14 protein-coding genes and 2 tRNA genes are annotated in these 13,186 nt (G+C 72.2%); 9 read left to right on the top strand and 7 right to left on the bottom strand.

What is annotated here, in order from left to right:
• The first annotated feature begins 33 nt into the window (after nucleotides 1-33).
• From IE124_RS21235 to IE124_RS21225, 3 genes are all read left to right on the top strand, one after another.
• Nucleotides 34-107, top strand: a tRNA-Met gene (locus tag IE124_RS21235).
• 202 nt (nucleotides 108-309) lie between these two features.
• Nucleotides 310-2,295, top strand: coding sequence for a tetratricopeptide repeat protein (locus tag IE124_RS21230; RefSeq protein WP_189509466.1), 1,986 nt, complete (start codon nucleotides 310-312; stop codon nucleotides 2,293-2,295).
• Nucleotides 2,296-2,354: 59 nt separating this feature from the next.
• Nucleotides 2,355-2,428 (top strand) — tRNA-Met (locus tag IE124_RS21225).
• Nucleotides 2,429-2,618: 190 nt separating this feature from the next.
• Here the strand turns inward: IE124_RS21225 and IE124_RS21220 are convergent.
• On the bottom strand, nucleotides 2,619-3,038 hold the full coding sequence (locus tag IE124_RS21220) for a Fur family transcriptional regulator (RefSeq protein ID WP_189509465.1): 420 nt from the start codon (nucleotides 3,036-3,038) through the stop codon (nucleotides 2,619-2,621).
• A 150-nt stretch (nucleotides 3,039-3,188) separates the two neighbouring features.
• Here IE124_RS21220 and IE124_RS21215 point away from each other — a divergent pair, with 150 nt between their 5' ends.
• On the top strand, nucleotides 3,189-4,658 hold the full coding sequence (locus IE124_RS21215) for a catalase (RefSeq protein ID WP_189509464.1): 1,470 nt from the start codon (nucleotides 3,189-3,191) through the stop codon (nucleotides 4,656-4,658).
• Nucleotides 4,659-4,718: 60 nt separating this feature from the next.
• Here the strand turns inward: IE124_RS21215 and IE124_RS21210 are convergent, their stop codons facing one another.
• Both IE124_RS21210 and hisN read right to left on the bottom strand, forming a co-directional pair.
• Nucleotides 4,719-5,111 (bottom strand): CBS domain-containing protein, encoded by a 393-nt coding sequence (locus tag IE124_RS21210; RefSeq protein ID WP_125745566.1) that lies wholly within the window; start codon nucleotides 5,109-5,111, stop codon nucleotides 4,719-4,721.
• A gap of 191 nt (nucleotides 5,112-5,302) precedes the next feature.
• Nucleotides 5,303-6,112 carry a histidinol-phosphatase gene (gene hisN / locus IE124_RS21205; RefSeq protein WP_189509463.1) on the bottom strand — a complete coding sequence of 270 codons (810 nt, stop codon included), beginning with the start codon at nucleotides 6,110-6,112 and terminating at the stop codon, nucleotides 5,303-5,305.
• Between the two features lie 157 nt (nucleotides 6,113-6,269).
• Here hisN and IE124_RS21200 point away from each other — a divergent pair, with 157 nt between their 5' ends.
• Nucleotides 6,270-6,902, top strand: a complete 633-nt coding sequence (locus IE124_RS21200) for a TetR/AcrR family transcriptional regulator (protein WP_189509462.1) — start codon at nucleotides 6,270-6,272, stop codon at nucleotides 6,900-6,902.
• Here IE124_RS21200 and IE124_RS21195 read toward each other — a convergent pair.
• The 4 genes from IE124_RS21195 to IE124_RS21180 form a co-directional block, all read right to left on the bottom strand.
• Nucleotides 6,794-7,117 carry a DMT family transporter gene (locus tag IE124_RS21195; protein WP_055641416.1) on the bottom strand — a complete coding sequence of 108 codons (324 nt, stop codon included), beginning with the start codon at nucleotides 7,115-7,117 and terminating at the stop codon, nucleotides 6,794-6,796. The two genes, IE124_RS21200 and IE124_RS21195, sit on opposite strands and share 109 nt — an antisense overlap.
• 93 nt (nucleotides 7,118-7,210) lie before the next feature.
• Nucleotides 7,211-8,224 (bottom strand): ribosome small subunit-dependent GTPase A, encoded by a 1,014-nt coding sequence (gene rsgA, locus IE124_RS21190; RefSeq protein ID WP_189509461.1) that lies wholly within the window; start codon nucleotides 8,222-8,224, stop codon nucleotides 7,211-7,213.
• A 3-nt stretch (nucleotides 8,225-8,227) separates the two neighbouring features.
• Nucleotides 8,228-9,559 (bottom strand): 3-phosphoshikimate 1-carboxyvinyltransferase, encoded by a 1,332-nt coding sequence (gene aroA, locus IE124_RS21185; RefSeq protein WP_189509460.1) that lies wholly within the window; start codon nucleotides 9,557-9,559, stop codon nucleotides 8,228-8,230.
• Between the two features lie 20 nt (nucleotides 9,560-9,579).
• Complete coding sequence (locus tag IE124_RS21180; RefSeq protein WP_189509459.1) at nucleotides 9,580-10,263, bottom strand: M50 family metallopeptidase; 684 nt, start codon at nucleotides 10,261-10,263, stop codon at nucleotides 9,580-9,582.
• Between the two features lie 49 nt (nucleotides 10,264-10,312).
• On the opposite strand from IE124_RS21180, the gene IE124_RS21175 reads away from it, so the two are divergent.
• The 4 genes from IE124_RS21175 (at nucleotide 10,313) to rsrA (ending at nucleotide 13,161) form a co-directional block, all read left to right on the top strand.
• Nucleotides 10,313-11,128, top strand: coding sequence for an SOS response-associated peptidase (locus IE124_RS21175; protein WP_189509458.1), 816 nt, complete (start codon nucleotides 10,313-10,315; stop codon nucleotides 11,126-11,128).
• 63 nt (nucleotides 11,129-11,191) lie between these two features.
• Nucleotides 11,192-11,914: an alpha/beta hydrolase family protein gene (locus tag IE124_RS21170; RefSeq protein WP_189509457.1), complete on the top strand. Its 723-nt coding sequence runs from the start codon at nucleotides 11,192-11,194 to the stop codon at nucleotides 11,912-11,914.
• Nucleotides 11,915-12,166: 252 nt separating this feature from the next.
• Nucleotides 12,167-12,823: a sigma-70 family RNA polymerase sigma factor gene (locus IE124_RS21165; RefSeq protein ID WP_189509524.1), complete on the top strand. Its 657-nt coding sequence runs from the start codon at nucleotides 12,167-12,169 to the stop codon at nucleotides 12,821-12,823.
• Nucleotides 12,820-13,161 (top strand): mycothiol system anti-sigma-R factor, encoded by a 342-nt coding sequence (gene rsrA, locus IE124_RS21160; protein ID WP_189509456.1) that lies wholly within the window; start codon nucleotides 12,820-12,822, stop codon nucleotides 13,159-13,161. The genes IE124_RS21165 and rsrA overlap by 4 nt, the downstream gene beginning before the upstream one ends.
• Nucleotides 13,162-13,186: the final 25 nt, after the last annotated feature.

The following is a 13,186-nucleotide window of genomic DNA, read 5'->3' as shown; positions in this document are numbered from 1 at the left end:
CACCCCCGCGTCGTGATACTGTGGTTTCACCGACGCGGGGTGGAGCAGCTCGGTAGCTCGCTGGGCTCATAACCCAGAGGTCGCAGGTTCAAATCCTGTCCCCGCTACTCAGAACGAGGGCCCGGATCCATAAGGATCCGGGCCTTCGTCGTGTGTCGACGTGACGGAGGGCACCGAAGGGCGGTACGGAGGGGGCGAGTTGGTGTGAGGCGTGTTTGACTTGTCTCTCTGTGGGCATGTCGACAAAACGCTGAGTGACCTCACTGGCTGCGGTATACCAGGTGTGCTCGGGTTGCGGGTGGTGCGACGATGGTATTTATGGGGGACAGGGCAACTCTGTTGGAGACAGGGCGGTTTGTGCAGCGGCACGCCAGAAACGCCGCGGACGAGATCATCGAGGCAGTGGGGGCCGTCGATGCGGCCGTCGACACCACCGCCGAGACCGATGCCGACACCGAGACCGAGACGGAAACCGAGAGCGAGGCGCGCCACCGGCGCGCGGCCGAGCGCGGAGACCTCGCCTCGATGAGCGCGCTCGGCGCGCTGCTGCTGCGCCGCGGTGACCTCGACGGCGCCGAGCCCTTCCTGCGCGGCGCCACCGCCGAGGGGGACCGGGCCGCCGCGAACAACCTGGGCGTCCTGCTCCACCAGCGGGGATACGCCGACGAGGCCGCCGGCTGGTGGCGCGTCGCCGCCGTCGCCGGCTCCGCCCCCGCCGCCCACGCCCTCGGCCGCCACCACCGCGAGCGCGGCGACGAGCCGGCCGCCGAGTACTGGCTGCGCCAGGCCGCCGAGCAGGGCCATGCCCTCGGCGCCTACGCCCTCGCCGACCTCCTGGAGCACCGCAGCGACGTCGGCGCCGAGCGCTGGCTGCGTGCCGCCGCCGAGCAGGGCCACCGCGAGGCCGCCTACCGCCTCGCCCTGGCCCTGGAGCGCCGCGCCACCGAACCGGCCCGCGGCCCGCACGAGGGCGGTCGGGGACCGCACGACACCGGCTCCCGGCTGCGCGTGCCCGCCGGTGCGGGCGCGGCCCCTCCGGCCGGCGCGGCACCCGGCGGTGTCGCGGACCCCGCCCCGCCGAAGACCGAGCTCACCGAGGCCGAGCAGTGGTTCCGGCAGGCCGCCGCCCGCGGGCACCGGCGCGCCGCCCTGCACCTCGGCGCGATCCTGGAGAAGCGCGGCGACCTCAAGGAGGCCGGCCGCTGGTACCTCAGCTCCGCCAAGGAGGGCGAGGCCAAGGCCGCCTGCGCCCTCGGCTTCCTCCTGCGCGACGCGGGCGACCAGGAGAGCGCCGCCGTGTGGTGGCTGCGCGCCGCCCAGGACGGCGACGGCAACGCCGCCAACGCCCTCGGGGCGCTGCACGCGGCCCGGGGCGAGCAGCAGACCGCCGAGCGCTGGTACCGCGCCGCCATGGACGCGGGCGACGTGAACGGGGCGTACAACCTCGGGCTGCTCTGCGCCGCCCAGGACCGGATCCCGCAGGCCGAGCAGTGGTACCGCCGCGCCGCCTACGCGGGCCACCGCGAGGCCGCCAACGCGCTCGCCGTGCTGCTCCTCCAGGCCGGCGACGCGAACGGCGCCGAGCCGTGGTTCTCCAAGGCCGCCGAGGCCGGCAGCGTGGACGCCGCCTTCAACCTGGGCATCCTCCACGCGGGCCGCGACGACGACCGTACGGCCCTCGTCTGGTACGAGCGGGCCGCCGCCGCGGGGCACACCGAGGCCGCCCTCCAGGTCGGCATCGCCGCCCTGCGCGACGGCGACGAGCGGACCGCCGAGCGGCACCTGCGGTGTGCGGCAGGCGGCGGCAGCGCCGAGGCCGCCTTCCGGCTGGCCACGGTCCTCGACGCGCGCCGCCCCGAGCCCGGCCCCGCCGTGCTCGGCGCGCCCCGCGAGGAGAAGACCGAGTGCGAGGAGTGGTACGAGCGGGCGGCCCAGCAGGGCCACCGGCGCGCCCAGGTGCGGGTCGGGATGCTCGCGGCGGGCCGCGGCGACCTCGCCGAGGCCGACCGCTGGTACCGCGAGGCGGCAGAGGCGGGCAGCCGTAACGGTGCCTTCAACCTCGGGCTGCTCCTCGCCCGTGAGGGCAGCGAGCGCGAGGCCGCCCTCTGGTGGACCCGCGCCGCCCGGGCCGGCCACGGTCGCGCCGCGCTCCGGCTCGCGCTGCTCGCGGCGCGCCGGGGCGAGCTCACCGAGGGGCGGCACTGGTGCGCCCGCGCGGTGGAGCTGGGCCCGGCGGAGGTCGCCGAGCGCGCCGCCCGGCTGAGCGAGGCGCTGCACCAGGAGCTCACCGCGTAGGGCCTCGCCGTAATGAATTTGCGCTGGTGACGGGGGACCCGTAAGGTTGGGTTCACCGACGCGGGGTGGAGCAGCTCGGTAGCTCGCTGGGCTCATAACCCAGAGGTCGCAGGTTCAAATCCTGTCCCCGCTACTCAGTAGCAACGAAGGCCCGGATCCGATTTCGATCGGATCCGGGCCTTCGTCGTGTTCCCGGGCCTTCGTCGTGTTCCCGGGCCTTCGTCGTGTTCCCGGAGCTTCGGAGGGTGCGAGAAGCCTCCGAGGGCGCGAGAAGGGCCCCCGCCGGAAGCGGGGGCCCTCAGGTCTCGATGGTGATGGCGGCGTCAGGCCGTCGTGGCGCAGTTCGGGCAGATGCCTCGGTACGTGACCTCGACGTTCGAGATCGTGAAGCCGAAGCGCTCCGTGTCCGGCAGGTCCGCCAGCGGGTCGCCCGCCGGGTGGACGTCGCGGATGGCGCCGCAGCGACCGCAGACCAGGTGCTGGTGCGGGCGGTGGGCGTTGGGGTCGTACCGCTTGGCTCGGCCGTCCGTGGCGACCTCGATGACCTCGCCGAGGGTGACCATCTCGCCCAGCGTGTTGTACACGGTCGCGCGCGAGATCTCGGGAAGCCTCGTCACGGCACGGGCGTGGACCTCGTCGGCGGTCAGGTGGACGTGGTCTCCGTCAAGCACCTCGGCCACGACGCGCCGCTGCGCGGTCATCCGCCAGCCGCGGCCGCGCAGTCGTTCCAACAGGTCACTCATGGGGTTCAGCCTAACAGTCGGGGGAACCGGATCCCGAACGGGTGTGACTTTGGAAGTCCACTTGACTTAGACAATGTCTATCGTAGGATCGAACCCGGCATTGGCCAAGGCTCAGAACAGGCCTCGGCCGAGGGACAGGACTCGCAGGACATGACGCAGGAGGCGCACGTGACGCAGGGACCGCTCACCACGGAGGCCGGCGCGCCGGTCGCCGACAACCAGAACAGCGAGACGGCGGGCGTCGGCGGTCCGGTCCTCGTGCAGGACCAGCTCCTCCTGGAGAAGCTCGCCCACTTCAACCGGGAGCGCATCCCGGAGCGCGTGGTCCACGCGCGCGGTGCGGGTGCCTACGGCACCTTCACGCTCACCCGTGACGTCTCGCAGTGGACGCGTGCCGCGTTCCTCTCCGAGGTCGGCAAGGAGACCGAGACGTTCCTGCGCTTCTCCACCGTCGCGGGCAACCTCGGCGCGGCCGACGCGGTCCGCGACCCCCGCGGCTGGGCGCTGAAGTTCTACACCGAAGAGGGCAACTACGACCTCGTCGGCAACAACACCCCGGTGTTCTTCATCAAGGACGCCATCAAGTTCCCCGACTTCATCCACACCCAGAAGCGCGACCCGTACTCGGGCTCCCAGGAGGCGGACAACGTCTGGGACTTCTGGGGGCTCTCCCCGGAGTCGACCCACCAGGTCACCTGGCTCTTCGGTGACCGCGGCATCCCCGCCTCGTACCGCCACATGAACGGCTACGGCTCGCACACGTTCCAGTGGAACAACGAGGCCGGCGAGGTCTTCTGGGTCAAGTACCACTTCAAGACCGACCAGGGCATCAAGAACCTCACCCAGGCCGAGGCCAACCGCCTCGCGGGCGAGGACCCGGACTCGCACCAGCGCGACCTGCGCGAGTCCATCGAGCGCGGCGACTTCCCGACCTGGACCGTGCAGGTCCAGATCATGCCCGCGGCCGAGGCGGCCGAGTACCGCTTCAACCCGTTCGACCTCACCAAGGTGTGGCCGCACGAGGACTACCCGCCGATCGAGATCGGCAAGCTGGAGCTCAACCGCAACCCGGAGAACGTCTTCGCCGAGGTCGAGCAGTCGATCTTCAGCCCGGCGCACTTCGTGCCCGGCATCGGCCCGTCCCCGGACAAGATGCTCCAGGGCCGCCTCTTCGCCTACGGCGACGCCCACCGCTACCGCGTCGGCATCAACGCCGACCACCTGCCGGTGAACCGCCCGCACGCCACCGAGGCGCGGACCAACTCCCGTGACGGCTACCTCTACGACGGCCGCCACAAGGGCTCGAAGAACTACGAGCCGAACAGCTTCGGCGGCCCGCACCAGACGGACCGGCCGCTCTGGCAGCCGCTCCCCGTCACCGGCGGCACCGGCAACCACGCTGCCCCGGTCCACTCCGAGGACAGCGACTTCGTCCAGGCGGGCAACCTCTACCGCCTGATGTCGGAGGACGAGAAGGGCCGTCTCGTCGAGAACCTGGCGGGCTTCATCGCCAAGGTCTCGCGGGACGACATCGCCGAGCGGGCGATCGACAACTTCCGCCAGGCGGACGGTGACTTCGGCAAGCGGCTCGACGCCGCGGTCCAGGCCCTGCGTGGCTGAGGGCGCTTGTCGTAGGTAGGGCCCGGGCCGGACTCCGTACGGAGTCCGGCCCGGTCTCGTTCATCGGCCGGCGACGCTGTGCACCGGGATCCAGCAGCGGATGATGTCGCGCACGGAGACGATGCCTACGGGTCCCCGGTCGTCGAGGACGACGAGGTGGCGGAAGCCGCCGTGCGTCATCGCCTCGGCCGCCTCCGCCAGCGTCCAGGTGGGCGCGGCGAAGACGACGTCGTGGGTGGTGTGGGAGCCCGCGGTCTCGATGTCGGGGTCCTGGTCCCGGGCGAGGGAGTTGAGGATGTCGCGCTCGGTGAGGATTCCGAGGCCGCCGGCGTCGGAATCGAGGACGACGGCCGCGCCGACGCGGCGCGCCGACATCAGCCGGGCCGCCTGTCGGAGGGTGTGTGCGGGGCCGATGGTGAGGACCACGGTGCTCATGGCGTCACGGACGAGCATGGACGGAGCCACCTCCTTCGTGAACGGTTCCCGCCTTCAACGAGAACCGATTCACAAGTTCACAAGTGGGGGGACTCTCAGAGTGACACCGGGGGAGGGACCCGACAAGGGGGCGCGCGAGGCGCCCTCGGGGAGTGACGGCGGCTATAGGGCCTGTCTGACGATTCCCGTCGGGTCCGGCCCGCCCTGCACTACGCCTCCTGGCTCTCCTGATTCAGGTAGCTCAGCAGTTCGCCGTGGAGCAGGCCGTTGGACGCGGCCGCGTTGCCGCTGTGCGGGCCGTGCCGGCCGTCGAGGCCGGTGTACGTGCCACCCGCCTCCTGCACGACGATCGCCACCGCCGCCATGTCCCACAGCGACAGCTCCGGCTCGGCGCAGATGTCCACGGAGCCCTCGGCGACCATCATGTACGGCCAGAAGTCGCCGTACGCGCGGGTCCGCCAGCACGCACGCGTGAGGTCGAGGAAGCCGTCGAGCCGACCCTGCTCCTCCCAGCCGCTCAGCGAGGAGTACGCGAAGGAGGCGTCCTCCAGCGAGGACACCTGCGAGACCCCGAGCCGGGTCGCCGAGGCCAGGCTGCGGCCCGTGTACGCGCCCAGGCCCTTCGCCGCCCACCAGCGGCGGCCGAGCGCCGGGGCGGACACGACGCCCACCACCGGCTGGAAGCCGGTCTCGCCGGCCTCCATCAGTGCGATCAGGGTCGCCCAGACGGGCACCCCGCGCACGTAGTTCTTGGTGCCGTCGATCGGGTCGATCACCCAGCGGCGCGGTCCCGAGCCCTCCACGCCGTACTCCTCGCCCAGGATCGCGTCACGCGGCCTGGCGCGCTGGAGCTGGCCGCGGATCAACTCCTCCGCGGCCTTGTCGGCCTCGCTCACCGGGGTCATGTCCGGCTTCGTCTCGACCTTGAGGTCGAGCGCCTGGAATCGGTCCATGGTGGCCGCGTCGGCGGCATCCGCGAGGACGTGGGCGAGACGCAGATCATCGTGGTAATCGGCCATGGTCGGCACTCTATCCCCGCGTGATCCCCGCGCGGAGAACCGTCCACCGGAGCTCCCCGAAGCCACCCGAAGTCCCGCGAAACCCCTCGAAGTCCCTTGACACGGCGCGGGCACGTGTCGACGCTGAGCGCAGAACCGTTCCCTCCAGGAGGTGGCGATGGCGCACGCCCGCGAGGCCCTGCTCGACGCCGCGCTCGCCGCGCTCACGCACCGGTCCTGGTCCGCCGTACGGATGGCCGACCTCGCGGTCGACGCCCGGGTCTCCCGGCAGACCCTCTACAACGAGTTCGGCAGCAAGGAGGGCCTCGCCCGCGCGCTCGTCCGGTGCGAGGCCGACGCCTACCTCCACGGAGTACGGCGGCTGCTCGCCGCACCGGCCCCGCCCGAGCGGAACCTCCTCGCCGTGGCCGAGTGGACCGTCACCCGGGCGGCCGCCCGCCCGATACTGCGGGCCCTGCTCACCGGCGCCTGGAACGAACGACTGCCCGTGCCCCGGCCCGCCCGGCCGGGCGCCCGCCCCGCCCCCGTACCCGCCCAGCGGCGCGCCGACGAGGGGCCGCCCGCGCCCGGCGAGCTGGTCGCCGCGACCGCGGCCTGCGCCGGTGAGCAATGGGCGGCCGGCTGTGAGCTCGCCGTCCGGATCGCCCTCAGCCACGTCGTCGCGCCGCCGCCGGTGGCCGCTCAGTGCGAGGTGCCGGAGAGCTGGAGTCCGATGACGCCCGCGATGACCAGGCTGATCGAGACGATCTTGAGTGTGGAGACGACGTCCCCGAGGAAGATCATTCCGTAGATCGCCGTCCCGGCCGCGCCGATCCCCGTCCACACCGCGTAGGCCGGACCGACGTCCAGCTTGCGCAGCGCGAGGGTGAGCAGTCCGAAACTGCCCAGGGCGAAGGCCGCGAAGGCGATCGTCGGCCAGAGCCGGGTGAACCCGTGCGAGAGCTTCAGGCAGACCGCGAAACCGGTCTCCAGGAGACCGGCCACCACCACCAGCAGCCACGCCATCGTCCGTGCCTCCCACGCCTTCGGTGACCGCTTTCGTCGCACTTGGTGCGATTATGCACTTACCGGTAGCGGTCGACCGCAAACGCCGACGGGTCAGTCGCCCTCGCGTCGTTCGCGCGTCGCGAGCAGCCGCCGCAGCGAGTAGAGCCGCGCGGGGTCCGCGTGACCCTCCGCCACGAAGGCGTCGAGCGCGCAGTCCGGCTCGTCGTGGCTGCAGGCGCGCGGGCAGTTCTCCGTCCCCGGCACGAGGTCGGGGAAGGCGAGGATCACTCGGGACGGGTCGACGTGGTGCAGTCCGAAGGAGCGCACGCCGGGCGTGTCGATGACCCAGCCGCCCTGCTTGTCGTCGAGCGGCAGGGCGAGCGCCGAGGTCGTAGTGTGCCGGCCGCGGCCCGTGACCGCGTTGACCACACCCGTGGTCCGCCGCCGGTCGGGCGGTACCAGGGCGTTGACCAGCGTCGTCTTGCCGACGCCCGAGTGCCCGACGAAGGCGGTCGTGCGGCCCTGGAGGTGCTCGTGGACCCGGTCGGCGGCGACGCCGTCCACGAACTCGTCGCGGGTGGTGACCACGTACGGCACGCCGAGCGCCCCGTACATCTCCAGGAGCGCGTCCGGCGACGCCAGGTCCGACTTGGTCAGCACGAGCAGTGGGGTGAGCCCGCCGTCGTAGGCGGCGACCAGACAGCGGTCGATCAGCCGGGGGCGCGGCTCCGGGTCGGCGAGCGCGGTGACGATCGCCAGCTGGTCCGCGTTGGCGACGACCACCCGCTCGTACGGGTCGTCGTCGTCCGCGGTGCGCCGGAGCACCGAGCTGCGCTCGCCGATCCGGACGATCCGGGCCAGCGTGTCCTTCTCGCCGGTGAGGTCGCCGACGATCTGTACCCGGTCGCCGACCACGGCGGCCTTGCGGCCCAGTTCGCGCGCCTTCATCGCCGTCACGATCCGGTCCTCGACCAGACATGTCAGCCGGCCGCGGTCGACGGTGAGGACCATGCCCTCGACGGCGTCCTCGTGCTTCGGGCGGATGGACGTACGGGGACGGGTGCCCTTGCGGTTGGGCCGCTGGCGGATGTCGTCCTCGTCGGTGTGCTTGCCGTAACGCCGCATGACTCAGACCCCGAGCATTTCGGTCCACATCCCCGGGAAGTCCGGCAAGGTCTTCGCCGTCGTCGCCACGTCCTCGATCTCCACGCCCTCGACCGCGAGGCCGATGATCGCGCCCGCCGTCGCCATGCGGTGGTCGTGGTACGTGTGGAAGACGCCGCCGTGCAGGGGACGCGGGTTGATGTGCAGACCGTCCTCGGTCTCCGTCACGTCGCCGCCCAGCTCGTTGATCTCCTTGGTGAGGGCCGCGAGCCGGTCCGTCTCGTGCAGCCGCAGATGCGCGACCCCGCGCAGCGTCGAGGGGGAGTCGGCGAGCGCCGCGACCGCCGCGATGCCGGGGGTCAGCTCCCCGACCTCGCCGAGGTCCACGTCGATGCCGTGGATCCGGCCCGTACCGGTGAAGGTCAGACCGGCCTCGGTCAGCTCGCAGGAGCCGCCCATCTCGGTGAAGATCCGGCGCAGCTCGTCGCCCGGCTGGGTGGTCCGCTCCGGCCAGTCCGGCACCGTCACCCGGCCGCCGGTCACCAGCGCCGCCGCCAGGAACGGCTGCGCGTTCGACAGGTCCGGCTCGACGACCAGGTCCCGGCCGCGCAGCGCGGAGGGCGTCACCCGCCACACGTTCGGCTCGCCGCCGTGCTCCGGCTCGTCGACCTGGGCGCCGACCGCGCGCAGCATGTCGACGGTCATCCGGATGTGCGGCAGCGAGGGCAGCTTCGCGCCCACGTGCCGCACCTCGACGCCCTGGTTGAAGCGGGGCGCGGAGAGCAGCAGGGCGCTGACGAACTGGGACGAGGAGGAGGCGTCGATCTCGACCGTGCCGCCGTCCAGGCCCCCGGCGCCGTGCACGGTCATGGGCAGCGCGCCCCGGCCGTCGTCGTCGATCCGGGCGCCGAGCGCGCGCAGCGCGTCGATCACACCGTGCAGCGGACGCTCGTGGGAGCGGGGGTCGCCGTCGAAGCGGACGGCACCGTCGGCGAGGGCCGCGACGGGGGGCAGGAAACGCATGACCGTGCCCGCGTTGCCGACGTCGACCGTGGCCGGGCCGCGCAGCGGGGCCGGGATGATCCGCCAGGCCTCGCCGGTGCCGTCGGGGCCCACGCCCTCCTCGATCTTCACGCCGAGGGTACGCAGCGCCTCGGCCATCAGGAGCGTGTCGCGGGAGCGCAGCGGGCGGCGAAGCCAGCCGGGCTCGGCGGCCAGCGCGGCGAGGACCAGGCCGCGGTTGGTGACCGACTTCGATCCGGGCACGGTGACGGTCGCGTCGACGGCGCCGCGGGCATACGGGGCGGGCCAGAGGTCGGAGGACGGGTCGGGGCGCACGGAAGCTGCTGCGGTCATGGAATCACTGTACGGGTGCGTCAGAAGCCCAGGAGCCAGCGCCCGCCGCCGATCAGGGAGCAGATCGAGACGGCGTGGAAGAAGAACAGCCACACCCCCGGGTGCACGTGGGTGAGGCGCGAGAGCTGGTCCGCGTCCGAGTCGGGGGCGCCGCCGTGGCGCCGCTTCGACTGGAGCTCGAAGGTCGGCCGGACCCCGCCCAGGAGCAGGAACCACACCACCGCGTAGGCGAAGAGCGACTGGACCTCGGGGCCGGTCAGCCAGGAGACCAGGACGAAGGCCGTGCCCGTCAGGAGGACGGTGAGGACTCCGTACGCGTTGCGGACCATCACCAGCATCGCGAGCAGCAGGGCGGTCGCGATCCAGAGCAGCAGGGTCACCAGGCCCGCACCGAGCAGGGCGGCGCCGCCGAGGCCGAGCAGCGGGGCGGCGGTGTATCCGGCGGCCAGGGTGAGGACCACGCCTATGCCGGTCGGTCGGCCCCGGGTCACGGTCAGCCCGCTGGTGTCCGAGTGCAGCCGGATCGCTTCGAGGCGGCGACCGGTCGCGAGGGCGACGAGCCCGTGACCGCCCTCGTGGGCGATGGTGATCGCGTTCCGGGCGACGAGCCAGACGCGGCGGGGCACGGTGACGGCGAGGGCGGCGACCGCGGTGGCGATCACCAGCCACTCGGCCGGGGCGGCCTTGGGGCTGAAGAGGTCCATCGTTCGGGCCGCTCCTCGGGAGCTCGGGGATCGTGGCAGTGTGGCACGTATGTGCGGACGGTATGCAGCGAGTCGGCGGCCCGAGGATCTCGTCGAGACCTTCGGGATCGAGAAGTGGGAGCCGGAGGAGACTCTGGCCCCCGACTGGAACGTGGCCCCCACCAAAGAGGTCTGGGCCGTTCTGGAGCGTCCTCTGAAAGACGCCGAATCGCGGCGGCCGGTTCGCCAGCTGCGCGCGCTGAAGTGGGGCCTCGTCCCGTCCTGGGCGAAGACGCCCGAGGGCGCCGCCCGGATGATCAACGCGCGCGCGGAGACCCTGCACGAGAAGCCCTCCTTCAAACGCGCGTTCGCGGCCCGCCGCTGCATCCTCCCCGCCGACGGCTACTACGAATGGGTGACCGGCGCGGGGGAGCGGGACCTGGAGGTCGAGGGGAAGCGGAAGCGGCCGCGGAAGCAGCCGTACTTCGTGACCCCGGCGGACGGCTCGGTCTTCGCGATGGCCGGGCTCTACGAGTTCTGGCGCGACCGCACCCTGTCCGACGACCACCCCTCCGCGTGGTGGGTGACCTGCTCGGTCGTCACCACCGAGGCGGAGACGGGCCCGCTGGGCGTGGCGCCCGCCGACGGTCCCCACTCGCTCGCCGACATCCACCCCCGGATGCCGCTGATGCTGACGGAGGACCGGTGGGACGCCTGGCTCGACCCGGCGCGCACCGGCGAGGAGGAGCTGCGCGGGCTGCTCACCGCGCCGCCGGAGGGGCTGATGCGGGCCTACCCGGTCTCCACGGCGGTCAGCAACGTCCGCAACAACGGCCCCGAGCTCCTGACGGAGCTGGAGGGCCCCGAGGAGGGCACCCTCTTCTGACGTCCGAGCCTCTCCGGCCGCGGGGTCCTCCGGACCGGCGGCCGCGGGCGGCAGGATGGGGACGTGACAGAGTACGAGACCCCTTCCGCCGAGTCCGGGACGCCTTCCACCGAGTCCGGGACCGCTTCCGCCACGTCCGGGACCGTCTCCACGGAGTCCGGGTCCGGGACCGTCTCCACGGACGTCGGCGAGGCCCGCGTCACCTGGTTCGCCGGTACGGATCCGTGGGCCGTCCTCGCCCTCGGCCACGGGGCCGGCGGCGGGATCGAGGCCCGCGACCTCCAGGCCCTGGCCCGCGCGCTGCCCGCCCACGGTGTGACCACGGCCCTCGTCGAGCAGCCCTGGCGGGTCGCCGGCAAGAAGGTCGCGCCCGCCCCGAAGACCCTCGACACCGGCTGGCGCGGCCTCTGGCCGGCCCTCGCGAGGCCCGGACTGCCCGTGATCGCGGGTGGCCGCAGCGCCGGCGCCCGGGTCGCCTGCCGGACCGGCCGGGAGCTGGGCGCCCTCGCCGTCCTCGCGCTGAGCTTCCCCCTCCACCCGCCGGGCAAGCCGGAGCGCTCCCGCGCCGACGAGCTCCTCGGCACCGGCCTGCCCACCCTTGTGGTGCAGGGCGGCAACGACCCCTTCGGGCACCCCGAGGAGTTCCCGGCGGGCACGCACACCCTCGTCGAGGTGCCTTACGGCGACCACGGCTTCGCCGTCCCCAAGCGCGCGCCGCTCACCCAGGACGAGGCCCTCCGCACGCTCGTGGACGGCGTCACCGAGTGGCTCGTCACACTGCGCTGACATCCGTGCCCGTAACGGGAATGTCCGGCCGGACACCTCTGTTGTGGAGAGCGTCGGTGTGAGAGCAAGGAAGAGGGAGTCCGTCGCATGGGTTCGACCATCTGCCCCGAGCGCGCGCAGGCCGCTGACCTCGACTGGACAGTGCTGCCCGCTCCCAAGGTCGCCCCTATTCCGGCGGCGGGCGGAGCGGTTCCTCGTCTATCCTCCGAAACGAGTGGGTCCGCCTTCGGGCTCGCCGCCACGCTGGAGGAGGTGGGTCCGGTCACTGGGACCGAAACAGGGACCGACGACGGCCCCGAGGAGACGACCGCCGAGCGCAACGCGCGCTTCGAGCGGGACGCTCTCGGATTCCTCGACCAGATGTACTCCGCCGCGCTGCGCATGACGCGCAACCCCGCGGACGCGGAGGACCTGGTGCAGGAGACCTACGCCAAGGCGTACGGCTCCTTCCACCAGTTCCGCGAGGGCACGAACCTCAAGGCGTGGCTGTACCGGATCCTCACGAACACCTTCATCAACTCGTACCGCAAGAAGCAGCGTGAGCCTCAGCGCAGCGCCGCCGAGGAGATCGAGGACTGGCAGCTCGCCCGCGCCGAGTCGCACATGTCGACCGGTCTGCGCTCCGCCGAGTCGCAGGCGCTCGACCACCTGCCCGACTCCGACGTGAAGGAAGCGCTGCAGGCGATCCCCGAGGAGTTCCGCATCGCCGTCTATCTGGCGGATGTCGAGGGCTTTGCCTACAAGGAGATCGCGGACATCATGGGGACACCCATCGGTACGGTGATGTCCCGACTGCACCGGGGCCGCCGCCAGCTGCGCGGCATGCTCGAGGACTACGCCCGTGACCGCGGGCTGGTACCCGCGGGCGCCGGAGAGTCGTCGAACGATCTGAAAGGCTCGGGCTCATGAGCTGCGGAGAGCCGCACGAGACGGATTGCTCAGAGGTCCTGGATCATCTCTACGAGTTCCTCGACAAAGAGATGCCCGACAGTGACTGCACCAAGTTCGAGGTGCACTTCGAGGAGTGCTCCCCGTGCCTGGAGAAGTACGGCCTGGAGCAGGCGGTGAAGAAGCTCGTCAAGCGCTGCTGCGGCAGTGACGACGTCCCCACCGACCTGCGGTCCAAGGTCATGGGCCGGATCGACCTGATCCGCTCGGGTCACCTGGTGCCCGAGCAGGACATCACCGCGGTCGCCCCGGTTCCGCACACACCCACACCCACGGCCACTCCCGCACCGCAGGAGTAGACGGGCCGACCAGCCACCGAGGCCG

Source organism: Streptomyces narbonensis (genome assembly GCF_014649015.1).
GTDB classification, from domain to species: domain Bacteria; phylum Actinomycetota; class Actinomycetes; order Streptomycetales; family Streptomycetaceae; genus Streptomyces; species Streptomyces narbonensis.
The sequence above is the reverse complement of the archived record's forward strand: the minus strand, read 5'-3'. Positions and strand labels throughout refer to the sequence as shown.